At 71.3% G+C, this 16,813-nt stretch carries 20 protein-coding genes; 5 read left to right on the plus strand and 15 right to left on the minus strand.

Annotation, left to right across the window (positions count from 1 at the left end; translation table 11 throughout):
* Positions 1 to 148: 148 nt before the first annotated feature.
* The 3 genes from tsf to O7543_RS11115 form a co-directional block, all read right to left on the minus strand.
* Positions 149 to 979 (minus strand): translation elongation factor Ts, encoded by an 831-nt coding sequence (gene tsf / locus O7543_RS11105; RefSeq protein WP_281553894.1) that lies wholly within the window; start codon positions 977 to 979, stop codon positions 149 to 151.
* Positions 980 to 1,018: 39 nt separating this feature from the next.
* On the minus strand, positions 1,019 to 1,867 hold the full coding sequence (gene rpsB / locus O7543_RS11110; protein ID WP_281553893.1) for a 30S ribosomal protein S2: 849 nt from the start codon (positions 1,865 to 1,867) through the stop codon (positions 1,019 to 1,021).
* Between the two features lie 222 nt (positions 1,868 to 2,089).
* Positions 2,090 to 2,482: a hypothetical protein gene (locus O7543_RS11115; protein WP_281553892.1), complete on the minus strand. Its 393-nt coding sequence runs from the start codon at positions 2,480 to 2,482 to the stop codon at positions 2,090 to 2,092.
* Between the two features lie 758 nt (positions 2,483 to 3,240).
* On the opposite strand from O7543_RS11115, the gene O7543_RS11120 reads away from it, so the two are divergent.
* From O7543_RS11120 to O7543_RS11140, 5 genes are all read left to right on the plus strand, one after another.
* Entirely contained in the window at positions 3,241 to 3,603 is a 363-nt protein-coding gene (locus O7543_RS11120) for a YraN family protein (RefSeq protein WP_281553891.1), read from the plus strand.
* A 248-nt stretch (positions 3,604 to 3,851) separates the two neighbouring features.
* A complete protein-coding gene (locus O7543_RS11125) occupies positions 3,852 to 5,369 on the plus strand; it encodes a YifB family Mg chelatase-like AAA ATPase (protein ID WP_281553890.1) in 1,518 nt (505 codons plus the stop codon).
* Complete coding sequence (dprA, locus tag O7543_RS11130; RefSeq protein WP_281553889.1) at positions 5,369 to 6,625, plus strand: DNA-processing protein DprA; 1,257 nt, start codon at positions 5,369 to 5,371, stop codon at positions 6,623 to 6,625. The genes O7543_RS11125 and dprA overlap by 1 nt, the downstream gene beginning before the upstream one ends.
* The gene (locus tag O7543_RS11135; protein ID WP_281553888.1) at positions 6,622 to 7,623 is read left to right on the plus strand and encodes a tyrosine recombinase XerC; all 1,002 of its coding nucleotides are present in this window, start codon (positions 6,622 to 6,624) and stop codon (positions 7,621 to 7,623) included. Before dprA ends, O7543_RS11135 begins: the two co-directional genes overlap by 4 nt.
* Before the next feature lie 65 nt (positions 7,624 to 7,688).
* Positions 7,689 to 8,891 carry an aminotransferase class V-fold PLP-dependent enzyme gene (locus O7543_RS11140; protein WP_281553887.1) on the plus strand — a complete coding sequence of 401 codons (1,203 nt, stop codon included), beginning with the start codon at positions 7,689 to 7,691 and terminating at the stop codon, positions 8,889 to 8,891.
* Here the strand turns inward: O7543_RS11140 and O7543_RS11145 are convergent.
* From O7543_RS11145 to O7543_RS11200, 12 genes are all read right to left on the minus strand, one after another.
* Positions 8,874 to 9,431, minus strand: coding sequence for a M23 family metallopeptidase (locus O7543_RS11145; protein ID WP_281553886.1), 558 nt, complete (start codon positions 9,429 to 9,431; stop codon positions 8,874 to 8,876). The genes O7543_RS11140 and O7543_RS11145 overlap by 18 nt on opposite strands.
* Before the next feature lie 196 nt (positions 9,432 to 9,627).
* On the minus strand, positions 9,628 to 9,951 hold the full coding sequence (locus tag O7543_RS11150) for a DUF2469 domain-containing protein (RefSeq protein ID WP_123604412.1): 324 nt from the start codon (positions 9,949 to 9,951) through the stop codon (positions 9,628 to 9,630).
* Positions 9,948 to 10,796 (minus strand): ribonuclease HII, encoded by an 849-nt coding sequence (locus O7543_RS11155; RefSeq protein ID WP_281553885.1) that lies wholly within the window; start codon positions 10,794 to 10,796, stop codon positions 9,948 to 9,950. Before O7543_RS11155 ends, O7543_RS11150 begins: the two co-directional genes overlap by 4 nt.
* Entirely contained in the window at positions 10,790 to 11,290 is a 501-nt protein-coding gene (locus O7543_RS11160) for an NUDIX hydrolase (RefSeq protein WP_281553884.1), read from the minus strand. The genes O7543_RS11155 and O7543_RS11160 overlap by 7 nt, the downstream gene beginning before the upstream one ends.
* Before the next feature lie 91 nt (positions 11,291 to 11,381).
* Positions 11,382 to 12,020, minus strand: coding sequence for a signal peptidase I (gene lepB, locus O7543_RS11165; protein ID WP_281553883.1), 639 nt, complete (start codon positions 12,018 to 12,020; stop codon positions 11,382 to 11,384).
* Complete coding sequence (gene lepB / locus O7543_RS11170) at positions 12,017 to 12,865, minus strand: signal peptidase I (RefSeq protein ID WP_281553882.1); 849 nt, start codon at positions 12,863 to 12,865, stop codon at positions 12,017 to 12,019. Before lepB (O7543_RS11170) ends, lepB (O7543_RS11165) begins: the two co-directional genes overlap by 4 nt.
* 320 nt (positions 12,866 to 13,185) lie before the next feature.
* A complete protein-coding gene (rplS, locus tag O7543_RS11175; protein ID WP_278167775.1) occupies positions 13,186 to 13,542 on the minus strand; it encodes a 50S ribosomal protein L19 in 357 nt (118 codons plus the stop codon).
* A 171-nt stretch (positions 13,543 to 13,713) separates the two neighbouring features.
* Entirely contained in the window at positions 13,714 to 14,487 is a 774-nt protein-coding gene (gene trmD / locus O7543_RS11180) for a tRNA (guanosine(37)-N1)-methyltransferase TrmD (protein ID WP_281555497.1), read from the minus strand.
* 29 nt (positions 14,488 to 14,516) lie between these two features.
* Positions 14,517 to 15,083, minus strand: coding sequence for a ribosome maturation factor RimM (rimM, locus tag O7543_RS11185; protein WP_281555496.1), 567 nt, complete (start codon positions 15,081 to 15,083; stop codon positions 14,517 to 14,519).
* A gap of 2 nt (positions 15,084 to 15,085) precedes the next feature.
* On the minus strand, positions 15,086 to 15,346 hold the full coding sequence (locus O7543_RS11190) for an RNA-binding protein (protein ID WP_199757474.1): 261 nt from the start codon (positions 15,344 to 15,346) through the stop codon (positions 15,086 to 15,088).
* Positions 15,321 to 15,818 (minus strand): 30S ribosomal protein S16, encoded by a 498-nt coding sequence (gene rpsP, locus O7543_RS11195; protein WP_281553881.1) that lies wholly within the window; start codon positions 15,816 to 15,818, stop codon positions 15,321 to 15,323. The genes O7543_RS11190 and rpsP overlap by 26 nt, the downstream gene beginning before the upstream one ends.
* Before the next feature lie 232 nt (positions 15,819 to 16,050).
* A complete protein-coding gene (locus O7543_RS11200; protein WP_281553880.1) occupies positions 16,051 to 16,701 on the minus strand; it encodes a DUF402 domain-containing protein in 651 nt (216 codons plus the stop codon).
* Positions 16,702 to 16,813 lie beyond the last annotated feature (112 nt).

The following is a 16,813-nucleotide window of genomic DNA, read 5'->3' on the forward strand; positions in this document are numbered from 1 at the left end:
TGCCCAGACTACGGAACGAGGAGGCCGTGGTGCCTGTCACGTACACCAACGGCCTCCTCTATCGATCGATCGTCTCGATCCTCACCGGGTACCTGGCTGCGCCGGCCGCTGACCGGCCGGCGCACCGGACACCGGCCCGGACCGCAGCTCAGGCCTGGCCGACCTCGAACCGGACGAAACCAGTCACGTCGATGCCGGCCTCAGCCAGCACCTTCTTGACCGTCTTCTTGTTGTCCGCCACCGAGGCCTGCTCCAGCAGGACGAAGTCCTTGAAGAAGGCGTTCACCCGGCCCTCGATGATCTTGGGCATGGCCGCTTCCGGCTTGCCCTCCTCGCGGGCCGTCTGCTCGGCGATCCGGCGCTCCGACTCGACCGTCTCCGCCGGCACCTCCTCACGGGTGAGGAAGCGCGGCCGCATCGCGGCGATCTGCATCGCCACGCCGCGGGCGTCGGCGTCGGCCGCCTCGTCCTCCTTGCCGGAGTACGCCACCAGGACGCCCACCTGCGGCGGAAGGTCCTGCGCCTTGCGGTGCAGATAGACCGTGACGGTGCCGTCGAGCCGGGCGAACCGGTTGAGCACCAGCTTCTCGCCGATCTTGGCGGACTGCTCCTGGACCGCGTCGGCGACCGGCCGGCCGTCCGGCAGGGTGGAGCCGAGCAGCACCTCAGCGTCGGTGGCCTTGATCTGCTCTCCGTGCTCGACCAGCAACTGCGCGAAATCGATGAAGTCGGTGTTCTTCGCGACGAAGTCGGTCTCGCAGTTGAGCTCCAGCAACGCCGATCCGGCGTGGGCCACCAGACCGTTCGCGGCGGTGCGGCCGGCCCGCTTTCCGACGTCCTTGGCACCCTTGATCCGCAGGATCTCTACGGCCTTGTCGAAGTCGCCCTCGGCCTCCTGCAGCGCCTTCTTGCAGTCCATCATGCCGGCGCCGGTGAGGTCGCGGAGCTTCTTGACGTCCGCGGCGGTGAAGTTGGACATGACTCTCTCTTCAGTCTCGTCAGACGGCTTGGGTGGTCGTCACTCCGCGGCGGCGGCAGCGGGCTCGTTTTCCTTGCTGGCCGAGGGCTCGTTCTCCTTGTTGGCCGGCCCCTCGAGCAGCTCGCGCTCCCACTCGGGCAGCGGCTCATCGGTGGCCACGGCGCCCGGCTCCGGCTTCTCCTCGGCACCACGCGACTTGCCGGAACGGGCGATCAGGCCGTCCGCCACGGCGGTCGCGACGACCCGGGTGAGCAGCTCGGCGGAGCGGATCGCGTCGTCGTTGCCCGGGATCGGGAAATCGACCTCGTCCGGGTCACAGTTGGTGTCGAGCACCGCGATCACCGGAATGCCCAGCTTGCGGGCCTCGTCAACGGCGATGTGCTCCTTCTTGGTGTCGACGACCCAGATCGCCGCCGGCACCTTCTGCATGTCCCGCAGACCGCCGAGCGTACGGCTGAGCTTGTCCTTCTCCCGGGACAGTTGCAGGGTTTCCTTCTTGGTGTAGCCCTGCGCGGTGCCGGTCAGGTCCAGCGCCTCCAGCTCCTTCATCCGCTGCAGTCGCTTGTACACCGTCTGGAAGTTGGTCAGCATGCCGCCGAGCCAGCGGTGGTTGACGTACGGCTGACCGACCCGGGTCGCCTGCTCGGCGATGGCCTCCTGTGCCTGCTTCTTGGTCCCGACGAACAAAATGTTGCCGCCGTCGGCCACCGTGTCACGGACGAAGGTGTACGCCTTCTCGATGTAGTCGAGAGTCTGGCGCAGGTCGATGATGTAAATGCCGTTACGCTCGGTGAAGATAAACCGCTTCATCTTCGGGTTCCAGCGCCGGGTCTGGTGCCCGAAGTGCACACCGCTCTCCAGCAGCTGACGCATGGTCACCACGGCCATGGTGTCTTCTCCCTTTTGTCCCTGGTTGTCACGCCGGCCGGCGGCCGAGCGTCCTGGCGCCCGGTCGGCGATCATGGTGGGCCTGAGTGATCAGGACCAGGGGACCGTCGCCCCCACGGCTGTCGCCGGGGAGAAGGGCGCGCGAGGTCGACCGCGCGAGGCGGTCGCCGGTTGTCAAGTGTACGCCCTGCGCCGGGTCGCGACCCGGCCAGCCCGCAGGGTTCAGCCCGCGAGTCCGGCCACCACGAACAGCAGCAGGCCGACCAGCAGATGCGCGGTCGGCGGACGCAGCAACGCCTCGACCGGAGAACCCACCTTGGTCGCCCCGGTGGCCAGCGCGTAGAGACCGATACCGAACGCGGGCAGACCGATCATCAGCGCCGTACCGGCGACCACCGCGCCGACCTCGGCCGGATCGGCGAGCGCTCCATCGAGCAACAGCCGCAACGCCGGCACCTCGAAGATCATCACCAGGACGGCGAACAGGATCCCCAGCGCAGGACGTCGACTGCGGTACACCCCGTCGCTGACGACGCTGCCCGCTGGTGCCCGCCGGCCGCCGTACTCCCCGATCAGTGGTGGATCACCGGCCGGACGGGGCGTGACCGGTGGCATGAGCCCGGTGGGGATGTCGACCGAACTGGCCGACTCGTCCGGCCGCCCCTGGTCGGACCGCCGGCCGGGATCGGACCGCCTTGCGGAGTCGGACCGCCGGCCGGGATCGATTGCCGGACCGGACTCGGGCCGAGGCTCCGCAGTCGCGAACGGTGGACCGCTCGCTGTTCCGGGAGGTGCCGACGTCGGCGGAGCAAACGGCGGGGCCGACGCGGGCGCAAACGGCGGGGCCGACGCGGGCGCAAACGGCGGGGCCGACGCGGGCGCCCCGTACGGCGGGGCCGACGCGGGAACTCCGCCGTACGGCGGTGCCGACGCCGGGTCCGGCGCCGCGCGCCGTCGGCCCCCTTCCGTCGTGTCCGCCCGGGTAGCCCGGGCGGCCCGAAGTTCACCGGTACCGTCGCCGCTGGCGTACCGGCTGGTGCCGCCGAACGGGTCGTCACCGAGCCGGTCGCTGCTCGAGTCGGAGGATTGCCAGGACGGATCGACGTAAGTGCGCTCGGAGTACCACCGGGGATCGGGGTCGTCCGGATAGTTTCGGTTCGGGTCCACGGACAGGGACCGTATGTCACCGCAACCGCCGCCGCCACTCGGGTCCGCTCCACGGACGTCCCCGACGATCTTGTACCGGTGCTGGTCAGACCGGCGCTAGCAGGCCGGCGGCCGGTGCCGTCGCGGCGTCCACAGCCTGCCCGCCGTCCACAACCACGGCGTACCGCACCCGACATCGGCCGTCACCGCCGGGCACTTTGCCAGACATGACCAACATCAGGCAGGCCGTCGGCGCCTACGGCGAACGCTGCGCCGTACGGCACCTCATCGACGCCGGGCTCGTCGTCGTCGAACGCAACTGGCGCTGTACGGCCGGCGAGATCGACATCATCGCCCGGCACGCCGACACCATCGTGTTCTGCGAGGTGAAGACCCGCCGCAGTGGCCGCTACGGCGCGCCGGAGGAAGCGGTCACCACAGCCAAGGCCCGGCGGATCCGCCGGCTGGCCGCCGGCTGGCTGGCCGCGAACCCGGGACATGGCCGGCGGCCGGTGCGATTCGATTTGATCTGCGTGACCGTCGGTCGGTCCGGCGCGGCCCAGGTCCGGCACCTGACGGCGGTCTTCTGACCACCGTCGCCCGACCGGTCGGCGTCGGCTGGCAGCCGTTGCCTGGCAGCCGTTGCCTAGCATCCGGCATCGACCGGTCGCCGCGTTGTCCACAGCGGGACCTTTGTCCACAGGCGCGCCCCTTCCCGGCCCGGCGCCCGGGTCGCCGACAGCGACCGTCGAGCCATGAGAAACGACATCCGCCGCCCGCCGCGCACCGACGACCGACCACCCTCCACGACGGACGGCCCACCGGTGGAGACCGGGCGATGAGCTACGCGAAGGTGCTCTGCGTCGGTCTGGTCGGCGTCACCGGACATCTCGTGGAGGTGGAGGCCGACCTCGCCGCTGGGCTCCCGGCAGTGATCATCTCGGGGTTGCCGGACACCACCCTGCATGAGGCACGGGACCGGGTACGCGCCGCGATCGTCAACTCCGGGCAGCACTGGCCGAACCGGCGGATCACCGTCAACCTGCTACCGGCGACGCTGCCCAAGGTCGGTTCGGGGTTCGATCTCGCAGTGGCCACCGCGCTGCTCGGCGGCACCGGAGAGCTGCCGCTCGCCCCGGTCGACGGTGTGGCGCTGCTCGGCGAGTTGGGCCTGGACGGCACCGTACGACCGGTGCGCGGGCTGCTGCCGATGGTGGTGGCCGCAGCCCGGGCCGGGGTGACCCAGGTGGTGGTGCCGGCCGCGAACGCGGCCGAAGCGGCGGTGGTGCCGGGAGTCCGGGTCAAGGCCGTCGACACGCTGCACCGGCTGATCGCGTTCATCCGTGGCGCCGGCGAGCTGCTCGATCCGCCGCCACCGAAGCCGGGCACCATCGAGGCCGGCCCGGACCTCGCGGACGTAGCCGGGCAGGCGTTCGGCAAGCGGGCCTTGGAGATCGCCGCAGCCGGCGGCCACCACCTGGCGCTGATCGGGCCGCCCGGTGCCGGCAAGACCATGCTGGCGGAACGGCTCCCCGGCCTGCTGCCGCCGTTGGACGACGCGGCGGCGCTGGAGGTCTCCGCGTTGCACTCGATCGCCGGGGTGCTGCCACCGGGCAGCGCCCTGCTACGCCGACCGCCGTTCCAGGCCCCGCACCACTCGGCGACCGTCGCATCGCTGGTCGGCGGCGGTTCCGGGCTGGCCCGCCCCGGCGCGGTCTCGCTGGCTCACCACGGCGTCCTGTTCCTTGACGAGGCACCCGAGTTCCACGGCCGGGTGCTGGATTCGTTGCGGCAGCCGCTGGAGAAGGGGCGGGTGCTGATCACCCGCGCCCTGGGGGTCACCGAGTACCCCGCCCGGTGCCAGCTCGTGCTGGCGGCCAACCCGTGCCCGTGCGCCCGACCGGCCGGCGACCAGCTCTGCGAGTGCCCGCCCGTGGTACGGCGCCGCTACCGCAACCGACTGTCCGGTCCGCTGATGGATCGCATCGACCTGCAGGTGAGCCTCACCGCGCTGCGGGCCGTGGACCTGATGACGACCCAGACGCCGGCGGAACCGACCGCGACGGTCGCCGACCGGGTGGCCGCCGCCCGCGAGGCCGCCCGGCAGCGCTGGGCCAACCAGGGGTGGCGGACCAACTCGGTGGTCCCCGGGCCCGCGTTGCGACGCCCGCCGTGGCGGCTGCCCGCCGGTGAGACCGCCGCACTGCGCCGCCGGCTGGACGTCGGTGCGATCTCCGCCCGGGGCTTCGACCGCATTCTGCGACTCGCCTGGTCAATCGCGGACCTGGACGGACGGTCCCGGCCGGACTCGGCCGACATCGACGAAGCCATCCAGCTGCGGACGGGCGAGCTGTGATGCCGGGCGCCGAGACGGCCGGCAGCCGGCTGGCCCGGATCGCGTTGACCTGGCTCGCCGAGCCCGGAAACGAAGCCGTTCACCGGCTCGTCGGGGCGGTCGGCCCGGTCGAGGCGCTGGCCCGGCTGCGCGCCGGGCGGAGCCCGGACGACCCGACCCGGACGGCGAGCTCCGCGCGGCTGGCGACCGCCGATCCGCTGCAGGTGGCCGCCGCCGCCCTCGACCGGGCGGCGCGGGTCGGCGCCCGGCTGGTGACGCCGGACGATCCGGACTGGCCGTGCCAGGTTGAGGACCTGACCCGGCTGGCCCGTCGCCCCGGCGGGGGGTCGGGCGGTGCCGGTTTCGGAGATTCCCGGGGCGGCGCGCCCCCGCTGGCCATGTGGATCCGTGGGCCGTTGCCGCTCGCCGAGGCGCTGGCCCGGTCGGTCGCCGTGGTCGGCTCCCGGGCGCCCAGCGAGTACGGACGTCACGTCAGCATGGAGTTCGGCCACGGCCTTGCCGAGCAGGGTTGGACGATCGTCTCCGGAGGTGCGTACGGCATCGACGCCTGCGCCCATCGCGGTGCGCTCGCCGCTGGCGGCAGCACGGTGGCGGTGCTGGCCTGCGGGATCGACCGGCCGTACCCCACCGGCAACACGGCGATGTTCGACCAGATCGTCGAGTCCGGGCTGCTGGTCAGTGAGTGGCTGCCCGGCGCCGAGCCGCTGCGGCACCGGTTCCTCACCCGCAACCGGTTGATCGCCGCCGCGACGGCCGGGACCGTGCTGGTCGAGGCCGGTGCCCGCAGCGGGGCCGCCCAGACGGTCCGGCGCGCGTTGGCCCTGGGCCGGGCGACCATGGTGGTGCCGGGGCCGATCACCTCCGCCGTGTCTGTCGGCTGTCACGAGATTCTGCGCGACCACCCGCAGGCCCGGCTCGTCGCCGGGGTCGCCCACGTGCAGGAGGAGATCGGCCGGATCGGTATCGACCTCGCACCGCCACCGCGCGGGCCCGAGCGTCCCCGTGACTCGCTCGATCCCCAGACGGCGCGGGTCCTGGAGGCGGTTCCCGGCCGCGGCTCGGTCGACCTGGACGAGCTGGCCGGCCGGGCCGGCGTCGACATCCGCACCGCGATGCGTTCGGTCTCCGCGCTGCAGGCCCGAGGGCTGCTCACCGGCGCGGACGGGCGCTACCGGTTGCCGCCACGGTCCGGCACCGGGGTCGGCCGGCGTGGCGACTTGACCGATCGGGCCGCCGGGCCGACGGTCGGGAAGTGAGCGACGACGACAGCCGGGGCACCGCCGCGCGGCACGCCGGTCTGCCGTCCGGCCTGCGCGACGCCGTGGACGCGTTCGCGCGGCACCTCGCTCTGGTCGACAACCGTTCGGCCCACACCGTACGGGCGTACGTCGGTGACGTCGTGTCGCTGCTCGATCACGCAGCCCGGATGGGGGTCCACTCCCCCGCCGGGCTCGACATCACGGTGTTGCGTAGCTGGCTGGCCAGGCAACGGACGTTCGGCGCCGCCCGGGCCACGCTGGCCCGGCGGGCGGCGGCCGCACGCGCCTTCAGCGGCTGGGCGCACCGCAGCGGGTTGACCGGCGCCGATGCCGGTGCGGCCCTGGCCAGCCCTCGGCCGCACCGGACGCTGCCGGCGGTGCTGCGCGTCGAGCAGGCCGCGCAGCTGATGCCGCACGGCGACGGCACCGGCTCGCAGGCTCAGCCGGCCGGGGAACAGACCCGGGAACCGACCGGCACCGGTCCGGACGGCCCGCTGCGGCTGCGCGACCGACTGGTCCTGGAGCTGCTGTACGCGACCGGGGTCCGGGTGAGCGAACTCTGCGGGCTCGACCTCGCCGACCTCGACCCGGGCCGGCGGGTACTCCGGGTGCTGGGCAAGGGCGGCCGGGAGCGGACCGTGCCGTACGGAGTGCCGGCCGGGGCGGCGCTCCACGACTGGCTGGTTCATGGGCGACCAGCGCTCGCGTCGCCCCACTCCGGCGAGGCGCTACTGCTCGGCGCGAAGGGCGGCCGGCTCCAGGCCACGGTGGTACGCCGCATCGTCACCGCGGCTGCCCGCGACGCGGGTGTACCCCGCGTCACCCCGCACGGACTGCGCCACTCGGCGGCCACCCACCTGTTGGAGGGTGGCGCCGACCTGCGATCGGTCCAGGAGTTGCTCGGGCACGCCTCGCTGGCCAGCACCCAGCTCTACACCCACGTGTCGGTGGAACGGTTGCGGGCGGCGTACCGGCAGGCCCATCCGCGGGCCTGAGGCTGCCGGCCCGGGGAGGGGCTGCTCACCGGACCGGGCCGAGACGGCTCGCCTACGATATGCCGATGAGCGGCGGCCTGGTCCCACCCGAACCGCTACCTGGGGCACGGATGCTGTTCTCCCTCGACCCGGCGGTCACCCACCTCAACCACGGCGCGTTCGGCGCGGTCCCAGTCACGGTGCAGCGGGTGCAGCAGCGGCTACGCGACGAGATGGAGGCCGACCCGCAGCGGTTCTTCACCCAGGGTCTGCTGGACCGGATCGGCCACACCCGCCGCCATCTGGCCGCTTTCCTCGGTGCCGACCCGGAGTGCGCCGCACTGGTCGACAACGTCACCGTCGCCGCCGCGACCGTGCTGCAGACGCTGCGTCTGGGCAGCGGTGACGAGGTGCTGTTGACCGACCACGGGTACGGCGCGGTCGCGCTCTCGGTCGAGCGGGAGTGCCGACGCACTGGCGCGACGGCACGCGTCGTAGCCGTGCCGCTGGGGGCGCCGGCTGAGGAGGTTGTCGAGCGGCTGCGCGCCGCGCTCCGGCCGGGCCAGACCCGGCTGCTGGTGGTCGACCAGGTCACCTCGCCGACCGCACAGGTGTTCCCGGTCGCCGAGCTGGCCCCGGTAGCCCGTGACGCCGGCGTACCGGTCCTGGTCGACGCCGCCCACGTACCGGGGATGCTGGCGGTCGAGGTCGACCGGATCGGCGCCGACTTCTGGGTGGGCAACCTGCACAAGTGGGCGTTCGCGCCGCGCGGCACGGCGCTGTTGGCGGTCGCGCCCCGGTGGCGGGAACGGTTGGAGCCGCTGGGGGTCTCCTGGGAGCAGGAATCCGGGTTCCCGTCGCGGGTGGAGTGGCAGGGCACCCGTGACTACACCGCGTGGCTGGCTGCGCCGGCTGGCCTGTACGCGTTGCGCAGCCTCGGCCTGGACCGGGTCCGGGCGCACAACGCCGCACTGGCCGGTTACGGCCAGCGGACCATCGCCGATGCGCTGGGGGTCCCGCCGCAGCGGCTCCCGGTACCCGATCCGCGCCGGCCAGGGTCGGCCCAGCTGGCCATGCGGCTGGTCCCGCTACCGGCCGGCGCAGCCGACAGCGCTGCCGCAGCGGCCGCGCTGCGTCGTCGGATCGCCGACGAGCTGGCCACCGAGGTGTCGGTCGCCTGGTGGTCCGGTCGGGCGTGGCTGCGAATCTGCGCTCAGGTGTACAACCGGGCAGCAGACTACGACCGGCTCGCGGAACTGCTGCCCACGCTGCTACACCGGGCCGGCTGACCCGAGCGGCAGCAGGCGGACACGTCCGTTGCCGAGCAACAGCAACGGGTCAAGGTAGCTGCCGTCCGTCAGCCGCAGGCCCCAGTGCAGGCACGCGTCGGCAGGACAACCCGGATGGCCTTCGGTAACGGTGCCGATCGGACGACCGGCGCTGACCGCGGTGCCGACGGCGAGCCAGCCGTCCACGGGTTCGTAGGTGGTCCTGAACCCACCCGGGTGACTGATGCTCACCACGCCCCGGTCGACGATCCGACCGGAGTAGCTGACCGTGCCGGCTCCAGCGGTGTACACGGTGGCGCCGACGTCGGCGGTGAGATCGACGCCCCGGTGTCCGCGCCCCCACGGCACCGGGGGCGGGTCGAACCGGCGGCTCAGCGTGACGGCCCCGGCCAGTGGCGGATGGAAACGCGGGTCTGCAGCTGGGCGCGCGGACCCGGTCGGTGGTGGTCCGGCAGCGGCGACCAACGCCGTGGCGGGGACCGCGGGCGCAGTGCTGAACAGGATCGTCGCTACCAGCATCGGCAGGAGCAGTATTCTCATGCCGACAACCTGGCACCCGACCGGGGCAGGGCCTCGACGAGCGGACGACAGACTGTGGATACTGACTCAACTGTGGAGAATGGAACCTCGTCGCAGCCGATCTGCTAAGGACCGGCCGGCCGATGTGTCGAGTCTCGGTCGCCGACGGTGCCCGTCGATACCCGGTTCCCGGACGACCTGGTGGCGCCCATTGAAGTCAGCCGCTGAATCCGGAATCTGCCGGTAGTGAGATTTCCGGCTTGTCCAACTCTTCCACATTTACATCCTTGAACGTCATTACTCTGACGTTCTTCACGAAACGGGCAGGACGGTACATGTCCCACACCCAGGCATCGTGCATCTCGACCTCGAAGTACACCTCGCCGTCAGAATTGCGCACGTGCAGGTCGACCTGGTTCGCCAGGTAGAAGCGACGCTCGGTCTCGACGACGTACGAAAACTGGCGGACGATGTCGCGGTACTCCCGGTAGAGCTGCAGCTCCATCTCTGTCTCGTACTTCTCGAGATCCTCGGCGCTCATCGCCATCCGCCTTCCATGACCACATCTTCCCCCAGTAGCGCCGGTTGGCGAAGCTGCTCGTCCAACGCCACGCCGACGGTACCCCGTACGGGGTCCGGACGCCCCATCGGCTCACGGATGCCGATACCGGCCGAGTCGGTTCCATCGGCCCGGTCAGCTTCGGCGGCCGGTCGGCGGGAGCGGGGCGGGCTCGCGGACCGGCCGGAGGCAGCCGCTACGTTGACGTACGAGAACCGGTGCTCGGCACACGGCCCCTGCCGACTCAGCGCGGCCTGATGCTCGGCGGTGGCATAGCCCTTGTGCTCGGCGAAACCGTAACCCGGGAACCGCCCGTCGAGCTCGACCATCAGCCGGTCCCGAGTGACCTTCGCGAGCACGCTGGCCGCCGCCACGCAAGCCGCCACCCGGTCACCCTTCCACACCGCGAGCCCGGGCGCTCCGAGCCCGTCGACGCCGAACCCGTCGGTCAACACGTACTCGGGTGCGGGACTGAGCCCGGCCAGCGCCCGGCGCATCGCGGCGAGATTGCACACGTGCAGGCCCCGACGGTCGATCTCGTCCGCTGGAACCACCACGATCCGGTGGGCGAGTGCCCGGTCACGGACCGAGGCGTAGACCCGCTCCCGCGCCCCCGGGGTGAGCAGCTTCGAATCGGCCAGCCCGTCGATCTCACCCCGCCGGCCCGGCGCGAGCACCACCGCAGCCGCCACCAGCGGCCCGGCACACGCACCCCGACCGGCCTCGTCGGCGCCGGCGACCTGGGCGAATCCGCGTCGGCGCAGGGCCTGCTCCAACGCGTAGAGCCCGGCCTCACGGCGCACCACGGTACGCGGTGGAGTCAGCACGGTTCGGCCTCTCCCGTCAGCCGGCGCAGCAGGGTCGGCAGCTCAGGCGGATAGACCCGTTCCGGGGTGGCCGCGAGCTCGCCGATCGGCCACCACCGGTGAGCGTCGATCGTACGGCGTTCGATGGCGTCGAACCCGCTCGTGTCGACCTGCCAGTTGGGCACCCGCAGCAGGAAGAAGTGCTGTTCCTGGCGGTACCACCGTCCGTCGAACGGGAACTCGACGGTTTCCTGCCAGACCGGCGTGCCCAACTCGGTCGGTGTCACCCGCAGCCCGGTCTCCTCGGCCAACTCGCGGACCGCGCCGTCGGCCGGGGTCTCGCCGGGCTCCAGTCCACCGCCGGGGGTGAACCAGTACCGGTGCCCGGGACGGGCCGGGTCGTACCCGCGGAGCAGCAGCACCCGACCCGCCGAGTCGACGAGCAGGACCCGGGCCGCGTGCCGGTTGCACGCCGGCTTTGGCGCTCGGTCCACCGTCAGCTCCGCGTCGGTCACCCGACCAGAGTAGGAGAACAAGCCGACCGGCACGACACGTGGGCCGCTGCCACCGCCGACCGCACCGTCCGGGACGGCGTGACGTGACCGGTCACGGTCCCGAACTCGGCACGGTCTCGAACGGCTCCGGCACGGTGAGCCAGGTGGCCCGGTCCAGTGGCCAGAAGACGGTGAACGCCCGGCCGACCACGGAGTCCTCGGTGATGGTCGCGTAGTCGATGTCGCCGCTGCGGTCCCAGTGCTCCAGCGAGTCACCCGATGCCGAGCGATGGTCACCCATCACCCAGAGCCGTCCTTCCGGCACGGTGATGTCGAACGGACCGACCGCTGCGGGATCGCTGATCCCGCCCTCGGAGTAGATGTACGGCTCGTCCAGCGGCTGGCCGTTGATGATCAACCGTTCCTCGGCGTCACAGCACTCGACCCGGTCTCCGCCGACCCCGATGACCCGCTTGATGAAGTCCTCACCGTCCGGGTTGCTGCTCCACTCCGGTGGGGCCCGGAACACGACGATCTCGCCGCGTTCGGGCGACCGGAAGTGGTAGACGACCTTGTTGACCAGCACCCGGTCGTTGATGTCGAGGGTGTGCTCCATCGACGGCGACGGGATGTAGAAGGTCTGCAGGACGAACGCCCGGACCAGGACCGCGACGAGGACCGCCACACCCAACAGGATCGGTAGTTCACGCCAGAAGGAACTGGGCTTCTTCTCGGTCTGCTCGTCGATCACAACCGGAGCCTACGACGTCTGGCTGAGAACAGCGGCACGGAGCGCGAAGCGAAAAGTAGCGGAATCATCACTGGCAGCACAACCACCAGGTCACCGGAGGTCTCCGGAACGTCCCCCGGCTGATCGACCGCCGCCGGAGTCGGAGCCGTCGGCGGCAGGCTGTCGAAGGTGTCCGGCACGGACAGGCCGTCCCAGCGATCCTGGGGCCAGACGATCACGAAGGCCCGGCCGATGACGTTCTCGATCGGCACCGAGCCCTGACAGCGGGAGTCCTGTGAGACCAGTCGGTGGTCACCCATCACGAACAGGTGTCCAGGCTCGACCACGACCTCAGCGAACTGCCGGGACCGGCACTCACCTGGGCTCGGTGGGACGTCCAGCGGCGAGTCCTCCAGGACGTAGCCGGCCTCGTCCAACGGCTGGTCGTTGACGGTCAGCCGGCCCTGGTCGTCACAGCAGCGAATCCGGTCGCCCGGTACGCCGATGACCCGCTTGATGAAGTCCTTCTCACCGGGCCTGCCAACCCCGACCAGATCACCAACGGTGCGGCCGAGTTTGGCGACGAAACCGAGGTCGGGGTCGTCGGTGTGCTCCGGTGCCCAGTCGTTGGTGCCCCGAAAGACGACGACCTCGCCGCGCACCGGATCCCGGACGTCGTAAACGACCTTGTTGACCAGCACCCGGTCACCGACCAGCAGTGTGTCCTCCATGGAGCCGGACGGGATGAAGAACGCCTGCAGCAGGAAGGAGCGGATCAGCACCGCCAGGCAGAAGGCCACCACCAGCAGCAGCGGCAACTCCTGCCACAGCGGCATCTGCCGACGCCTGCGCTGCACCATCTGCATGCCGGACTGGCCCGACCGACGCGGGCGCGCTACCGCCCGGCCGTCCCGACGGTTGCGCTGCGACCGCGCCCCCGACGAGGCACGCCGCTGCCACTGATCCTGGTCTCCTTGTGGATACACGCTACGCATCTCCCCGGTCCCGAGACACGGCGCTACCGCCCACGGCGCCTCTCGTCAGGCGCCACGAGCGGTAGCACAGTTGACTCCCGCCGCCACGACGGATGCCGCGGATGTAGCGCTCCCCATCGGTCACTACCGCAAGGGTAGTTGGCGAAAGCTCCCAGCGGCAGTCCTGAGATCGGGAACCGGGATCAGCGGGCTCAGCTGACCTGCTTCTCCCGCTTTTCCTTGATCTTGGCGGCCTTGCCACGGAGTTCCCGCAGGTAGTACAGCTTGGCGCGACGGACGTCACCACGGGTCACCATCTCGATCCGGTCGATGGCCGGGCTGTTGACCGGGTAGGTCCGCTCGACTCCGACACCGAAACTGACCTTGCGGACGGTGAAGGTCTCCCGCAGGCCGGCACCCTGCCTGCGGATCACCACGCCCTGGAAGACCTGCACCCGGGAACGGTTACCTTCGACGACCCGGGCGTGCACCTTGAGCGTGTCACCGGCGCGGAAGTCCGGAAGGTCGGTCCGCTGCGACTGGGCGTCAAGAGCGTCCAGCGTGTTCATCGCTGCATCCTTGGGCTACTCAAGGCGCACCGTCTCGCGGTGCGCGGATGGATGATTCTGATCCCGGGCCGGAACGCTCGACGCCTCAGCATTCGATGCCGCAACGTTCGACGCCTTCCCGCTGGCGGGATCCTCGCAGCCGGACACGCATGCCCGTCTGCGGCAACCCCACTACTCTGCCACATCACCGGCCGGCAGTTGAAATCCGGCCGCAACCAGCAGCGCAATGTCTCTTTTGTCAAGTTTTCCGGCCGGCAGTCCGGCGAGCAGATCCGGCCGACGCGATGCGGTACGGAGCAGCGCCTGGTCTCGCCGCCACCGGGCGATCCGGCCGTGATCGCCCGATCGTAGTACCTCCGGCACCTCGCGTCCCCGCCACTGCGGCGGCTTGGTGTAGACCGGCCCCTCCAGCAACCCGTCCGAGTGGGACTCCTCGACGAGCGATCCGGCGTTGCCGAGCACTCCGGGAATCAACCGGGTCACCGCCTCCAGGATGGCCAGCACGGCGACCTCACCGCCGAAGATGACGAAATCGCCGAGGGACACCTCGGTCACCGGCAGCGCTCCCGCCGCCTCGTCGATCACCCGCTGGTCGATCCCCTCGTAGCGGCCACAGGCGAAGATCAGTCGAGGCTCGGCGGCCAACCGCTGCGCCATCGCCTGGTCGAACCGCTCCCCCACCGGGGTCGGCACCACCAGCCGCGCGGGCGGCCGTCCGGCAGCAGCCAGCTCGTCCAGCGCCGCGCCCCACGGCTCCGGGCGCATCACCATCCCGGCACCACCGCCGTACGGGGTGTCGTCCACCGTCCGATGCACGTCGTGCGTCCAGCGGCGCAGGTCGTGCACCTCGACGCTGAGCAGGCCGGCTCGGCGTGCCCGGCCGATCAGCGACAGGTCCAGCGGCGCCAGGTAGTCCGGAAAGATCGTGACGACGTCCACCTGCAGCGCCACCGCGCCGGATGGCATCGGAGCGCTCACAGGTCGAGCAGGCCGGGTGGGGCGTCGACGACCACCCGCCCACCGGGGAGATCCACTTCCGGCACGATCGTCCGGACGAACGGCACCAGGGCGGACCCGCCGCCGGGCCGGCGGAGCACCAGCAGATCGGATGCGGGCGCGTGGTCGATCCGGGCCACCTCGCCGAGGACCTCGCCGGACGACGTGACCGCCGTCAGGCCGACCAGCTGGTGATCGTGGTACTCGTCCGGATCCTCCGGGGTGGCGATGTCGCTGCTGTCCACGCAGAGCAGTACGCCCCGCAACGCCTCGGCGAGGTCGCGGTCGACAACCCCGGCGAACTGCACCAACGGTCGGCCCTGATGCCAGCGGACCGTCTCGATGGTCAACCGGTCAGGGACGCGGACCAGGGTCGCGCCGGGCGGTGGCGGCTGCTGCGGTTCGCGGACGGCCGGCACCGCCGCCGGATCGGTGATCAACACCGATCCGGCGGCGAACCGGATCTCCGGTTCGTCGGTCCGGACCTCGACCGTGACCTCGCCACGGATTCCGTGTGGTCGGCCGATCCGACCGACGATCAACAGCATCAGTACGAGTCGACGATGTCGACCCGCACGCCACGCCCGCCGATCGACCCGATCACCTGACGCAGCGCCTTGGCGGTGCGCCCGCCGCGGCCGATCACGGTGCCGAGGTCCTCCGGATGCACCCGTACCTCCAGGCGCTTGCCCCGGCGCGAGTCGACCAGCCGGACCCGTACGTCGTCGGGGTGGGTGACGATCCCCTTGACCAGGTGCTCCAGCGCGGGCCGGAGGACCATGTCAGGCCTGCTCGCCGGAGCCGGCACCGGTGGGCTCCTCGGTCTTGGCCGGCGCTTCGGCAGCCGCCGGCTCGGACTTCGCTTCGGCCTTCGGCTCAGACTTCGCTTCGGCCTTCTTCTCGGCCTTCTTCGCCGGCTTGGTCGGCGTGTCCGCGACGCCTGCGGCGGCCTTGGCCTCCGCCTCGTACGCCGCCTTGCGGTCGGCCCGCTCGGGTGCCACCAGCAGCGGCGCCGGGGCGGGCAGGCCCTTGAACTTCTGCCAGTCGCCGGTCTTTTCCAGCAGACGCTGGACGGCTTCGCTCGGCTGAGCGCCGACCGAGAGCCAATACTGGACACGGTCCGAGGTCACCTCGATGACCGACGGGTCTTCCTTCGGGTGGTAGATCCCGACGAACTCGATCGCCCGCCCGTCGCGCTTGGTACGCGAGTCGGCGACGACGATGCGGTACTGCGGGTTGCGGATCTTGCCCATCCGCAGAAGCCGGATCTTTACGGCCACGGTTTGTTCGCTCCTGTTGCGATCTTCACCGGCCCCCGAGGGCGGTGCGCGGGTGAACGCCGACCGGCACAGTGGGGTTGGGCCAGAGGCAGCTCGGGTGGACTGGCGACGTGCCCGGGTAGAGGGCGCCGAACACGTACCGGATACCAACACACTATTCTGCCAGACCCGCGGCGTACCGCCACACCCGGTGGCCCCGGTGGGTCGCCGGTCAGCCCGAGGTGCCCGGCGGTCAGCCGGCTGCCGGCGGGCGGTCCCAGCCGGGCGGCAGCTCGGCCGGCGGCGCCCAGGCCGGGTCCGGCCGGAAGTCGCACCAGGTCCCGTCGAACGGAAAGTCACCCGACTCGGCGATCTTGATCACCCGCCGCCCCTCGGCCCGTACCGCCGCCTCGTCACGCACCCAGTAGTGCTCCGGGAAGGCGAGCCGCTCGGCGAACTCCTCCTCGTCCTTCCAGACCCAGCTGCGGTCCGGGCGGACCACCACGTCCAGGTCCTGGTCGATTACGTCCACTCCGGCGAGGTCGCCGTCGGCCCAGCGCACACCGGGCTCTTCGAGGTTGACGTACCAGTTGAGGAAGTTCCCGGCGTCGTCGCGGAACCACCACACCGAGTGGGCGGCCCCGGCGGGCAGGAACTTCAGCACCGGGGGGCCGAGCCAGCGGCCGTGCTTGATCCGGTACGACCGGGTGATCCACTCGGTGAACGGCATCGCCCGCATGCCACGGCCGTCGTCGGCCACCTCGTTGACCACCGGCGAGCCCCGGTCGACCCAGACCAGCAGACCCCGCTCGTCGTCGACGACGACCCGGGCCGGACGGACCCAGCCGAGACGCCCGCGCCGCACATTCCGATGCATGATCAACTGACCGGGCTGAAACCGCATGTTCATCTCCCTCGCTCACCATGCCCAACGACAGCGACACCGTCCACGAACGGCCCGCCGGCGGGCCCGCACGAACGACCCGACAGCGGCGCCGCCCGCGAACGGGCGGCGC

Origin of the sequence: Solwaraspora sp. WMMA2080, assembly GCF_027497395.1 — a bacterium.
Lineage (GTDB): Bacteria > Actinomycetota > Actinomycetes > Mycobacteriales > Micromonosporaceae > Micromonospora_E.